The following is a 4,141-nucleotide window of genomic DNA, read 5'->3' as shown; positions in this document are numbered from 1 at the left end:
CTCCCCGGCCGCACCCCGCACGCTGCTGCTCGGCCGGTACAACGACGGGACTTCAGCACAACGGCCGCAGCACCACCCTCGCCCGGGCAGCCGGTGCTGCGGCCGGTGGCCTGCTCACCGCGACGCTGGGCAGGCACCCGTGGACGGGGTGGACGTTCTTTGCCGAATGGGGCAACTAGGAGGCGCCGTCCGTCACGCTGGTCGAGCCCGATCTGGGGGCGAAAGTCGGTATCGCAGTTGCCCGCAACGCCGGCGGCCAGTGGCGGCACCCCGCACGCTTCCAGACCTCACCCCCGCCGATGACCCCCGCTGGACCCCGCCGCGCTGACACCCGCCAGGGCGGACGTGCGCGCGAACCGGCACGGTCCGGGCTCCTGGCCCTCCCGTGCCCTGATTGGTGTCCACGCTCCGCAACACCGCCGCCTGGTCCAGCCCTCCCCCGAGCACGACCAGGCGACGACACGACGAAGGGCCCCGCGCCAGCCTCCCCGGCAGCGGGGCCCTTCGGTCACGGGACCGCCGGACCGAAGGGGATCAGCCGACGGCCACGCGCACCGGCTTGTAAGTCCCCCGACCCGGACCGCGAGGCGAAGCTGGACGCCGCATGTTCGCCTTCGACGAGTCCGGACCGCTCCAAATCCGTACCACCGCAGGCTCGGGCTGGGCCCCACGCGAACATCCCGACCGAGTACGCGGCCACCTACCACCGCACTCACGGGGTGCGCTACTTCCACGGCTGCTGCGACGACACCCCTGGGGGCGTCAACCGCCGCGAGAAAGGGGCCGCGAACACGCTGGCCGCGCTGACATCGATCCGCGCTGGCCGGCCCGACGACGCCCCGATCTACGTCATCCTGGACGACCTGTCCGCCCACAAGAGCGCCGACATCCGCCGCTGGGCAAAGAAACACAAGGTCGAGCTGTGCTTCACCCCGACCTCCGCCTCATGGGCGAACCCCATCGAGGCCCACTTCGGACCGCTGAGGCAGTTCACCATCGCCAACTCCAACCACCCCAACCACACCGTCCAGACCCGGGCCCTGCACGCGTACCCGCGGTGACGCAACGCCAACGCCCGCCACCGCGGCGTCCTGGCCGCCGAACGCAAGGAACGCGCCCGCATCCGAAGCGAGAAGGGCATCCGCTGGGGCGGACGTCCCCTCAAGACTGCAGCGTGACCGCCCTTCCCACCGAGTGCGCAACTCCTCATGAAAGGCTGGCAGCATGATGGGCGGACCGTCCGAGAACCCAGAACTCTGGGCGTTCTTGGAATCACTGCACTGCGGGGAGATCCTTTCCGGCACCGTCACGGCGATTGAGCGGTTCGGCGTGTTCGTGTCGCTGGACGACGGCCCCGGCCACCCGGTCTTCCCCGGCGTTGGGTTCATCACGATCCCCGAACTGTCCTGGCGACGCATCGAAAGCGCCCACGACGTTGTGCAGGTCGGACAGCGCCTCTCAGCCGAGTTCCTGCAGTTCGACACATGGAACCTGGAGGCCAGACTGTCCTTGCGGGCGACACAGCCAGACCCCTTCCAAACATTCGCCGACCGCACTGCGGTGGGGCAGAAACTGCACGGACGGGTCACCAAGCTGGTCCCGTTCGGCGTCTTCGTCCAGGTCACCGACGGGATCGAGGGACTGGTCCACCTGCGAGAGCTCACATCGACGCCTGTGGAAAGTCCGTCAGATATCGTCCAGGCCGGCGACGAGGTCACGGTCGTCGTCACTGAGATCGACCGGGAGCGACGCAGGCTCGTTCTCTCTCGACGACACGGCTCATCTGACCACCGGTGACGGGGGCACGGCCAGTGCGGGCGCGGGGGCACCGGGCGCTCCTCGGCGCCGTCGGCCAAGGCGACCCCGAGCCGTCGTTCCGTCGCGAGGGAGCGGCCAACGTGCCAGGAAAAATCACGTCACGCCGTAACTCGCGTGGGCCAGTATCGCTGGGCTACTGCCCCCGACCGGAACTCTTTGCGGTCCACGGGCTCGAGCTGGATGCGCTCGCGCAGACCGGCGAGCAACGTCGGCCCGTGTCCGGCAAGGACCGGCTGAACAAGGAACTCGTACTCGTCGATCAGTCCCAGATCTGCCAACGCCAGGGGGAGCGTCACGCCACCCACCCACAGGCCCTCGCCTGACTCCTGCTTGAGCCGCTGAACCGCTTGCCCCAAGTCGCCTCGCACCAGGTCGGCATTCCAATCGACCCCGCTCAGCGTGCTCGACACGACGTACTTCTTCGCCCGGTCGATGGTCTCGGCGAACGGGATCTGCCACTCATCCATCCAGTCAGGCCACGTGCCCGTGGCCGGCTTCCGCCACACCGACTCCATCATCTCGTAGGTCACCCGGCCGAACAGCAGGGCATCGGCTCGCTCCATCTCAGCGGTCCAGTAGCGCATCGACTCCTCGTCCGGGGGGAGCCCTGCCTCGTGATGGCAGCAGCCGTCGAGCGTGACGTTGATCGAGTATCGAAGTGGTCTCATCCCGTCGCATCTCCCTTGAGGCGCGCCCAGCATTCACCGGACGGTACTCAGACGACTGCCGGCGCCATTTCGGCGCCATTTCTCATCGGCGCGATCGCACCCACTTTGACGCCGTCGTGATGCGAACGAGACCGCAGACCGAGCGCGCGACCGATGCGGCGCTCGGGGCGTTCAGGGCGTGCCGCCCCCGGGAAGCCACCGAGTTTCACCCGATCGGGGGGCTCGCCCCCCTGTTCGGCGGCCCCCCTCCAGCCTGCTCTGTGAATATGTCGGGATAGGGCCGAGGCGGGCATGAACCCGGTGAGAGGAGCAGGTTTGTGGGGCTTGTGAGGGTGCAGTTCAACGACGGTTTTGGTACCGACCTCGCATTTGGAGGGGCGGTAGAGCCCAGGGGTGCCACCGGATACTGGTTCGCCGGGACGGTCACGGGGCACTGCCCGCTCAACCGCTCCGGCGAGAGCTTCGACAACACGGTGCGGGTAGAGCACGGCGCTACCTCGGGCGACTGGAACACGTTGGAGTTCCGTATCACGGGCGACTCCATCAAGGTCGAGGGCGAGGGGACGCGGCTGCCCAACGAGACGGTCGACTTCAGAATCGGCGCGAACGTCACGGCCCTGGGCAACTACCAGTATGGGTCGGCAGCGACGGTGGTCGCCGGCGGCCCGCCCCAAGAGGTCGTGGCCACGTACACGAAGATGGACGGGAATGGGAACAACTCGTACTACGTCCGCTTCACCGGCCAGGCCTGGGCGGACGGGCCGACCCAGTACGCGGTCCGGGGATCCCTGGATGCCAGCACCCAGGGCGGCGCCCTTACGCAGCAGCACGCGACGTTCGGCCACAAGTCCGCCTCGGGGAGCTGGAAGTACGAGACCTTCAAGACCGACGACGGAGTGAAGGACATTCTCGTCCGCGGACAGCGCAAGGCCGGGGAAAGCATCCGCCTCGTCGTCGGTGCCACCAGCAACATCGCTAACCTCTACAGCTACGGCAACGAGGTCAACGTCACCCTTCCCGATAGGTTTTGATCCGGGATTGCTGCAGGTCTCCAGCAGGGTGCGCTCGTACGGGATGCGGGCCCGTCCGGTGAACGGGTCGCAGGGGGGACGCCGAGCCGGGCCAGTACCGCGTCCCCCGCTCGGTGGGCCCACTCGGCCACCGCGACCAGGGAGTTGTGGCCGGGTGCGGTCATCGCGCACACGCCGATCGCCAGTAGGGTGGCCAGCGGGTAGCGTACTCCGCGGGGGTCCCTGGGGTCGGGATCTGCGACAGGTGGGACAACAGGCCCGCGGCTCGTCCGGCCGCCCGGGCAGCGGCTCGCGCGCTGGCCCGCACTCCAGGATGGGCCCGGTGAGCTCGGCCAGGAGCGTGGGGATGATGGAGCGACGAGCACGGCACCCTCGAAAATCTTGAAGCGTGAAGAACTCCATGGACTATGGGTGCCGTGCTCGCTTCATTCTCAGGTCAGCGCCTGCTCGGTCCCCGTTCAACTGGGGCAACCGCGGAACGCTCCGGGGCTCTGGGTGCTGGATCGGGCACAGAAAGGGGGCGTACCTAAGAGGTCATCTCATTTGGCTGAGTAGGCTGTCGGTTGTGGTGGGGATCGTTGAACGGCTGGTGCCGGACGAGTTGTGGGATCTGTTCCAGCGGGT

General features: G+C 68.0%; 4 protein-coding genes and 1 pseudogene. 3 read left to right on the top strand and 2 right to left on the bottom strand.

The genetic code is table 11. The features are described from left to right. Positions 1-563 precede the first annotated feature (563 nt). Positions 564-1,178 (top strand): annotated as a pseudogene (locus ACZ6CZ_RS37820) (transposase); the annotation flags it as partial. 46 nt (positions 1,179-1,224) lie between these two features. Beyond that, on the top strand, positions 1,225-1,797 hold the full coding sequence (locus ACZ6CZ_RS37815; protein ID WP_469030623.1) for a S1 RNA-binding domain-containing protein: 573 nt from the start codon (positions 1,225-1,227) through the stop codon (positions 1,795-1,797). Between the two features lie 119 nt (positions 1,798-1,916). On the opposite strand, the gene ACZ6CZ_RS37810 is transcribed toward ACZ6CZ_RS37815, so the two are convergent. After that, a complete protein-coding gene (locus ACZ6CZ_RS37810) occupies positions 1,917-2,486 on the bottom strand; it encodes a dihydrofolate reductase family protein (RefSeq protein ID WP_469030621.1) in 570 nt (189 codons plus the stop codon). A gap of 332 nt (positions 2,487-2,818) precedes the next feature. On the opposite strand from ACZ6CZ_RS37810, the gene ACZ6CZ_RS37805 reads away from it, so the two are divergent. Continuing rightward, complete coding sequence (locus ACZ6CZ_RS37805) at positions 2,819-3,517, top strand: hypothetical protein (RefSeq protein WP_469030618.1); 699 nt, start codon at positions 2,819-2,821, stop codon at positions 3,515-3,517. Here the strand turns inward: ACZ6CZ_RS37805 and ACZ6CZ_RS37800 are convergent. Beyond that, the gene (locus ACZ6CZ_RS37800) at positions 3,475-3,690 is read right to left on the bottom strand and encodes a hypothetical protein (RefSeq protein WP_469030616.1); all 216 of its coding nucleotides are present in this window, start codon (positions 3,688-3,690) and stop codon (positions 3,475-3,477) included. The genes ACZ6CZ_RS37805 and ACZ6CZ_RS37800 overlap by 43 nt on opposite strands. Positions 3,691-4,141: the final 451 nt, after the last annotated feature.

It is taken from the genome of Streptomyces sp. NPDC041135 (assembly GCF_055592085.1).
This window is presented reverse-complemented; position numbering and strand designations above follow the sequence as displayed.

What these genes read in the sequence shown, in the direction of transcription:
- ACZ6CZ_RS37815 (WP_469030623.1), top strand. Translation starts at nt 1,225, where the DNA reads ATGATGGGCGGACCGTCCGAGAACCCAGAACTCTGGGCGTTCTTGGAA.
- ACZ6CZ_RS37810 (WP_469030621.1), bottom strand. Translation starts at nt 2,486, where the DNA reads ATGAGACCACTTCGATACTCGATCAACGTCACGCTCGACGGCTGCTGC.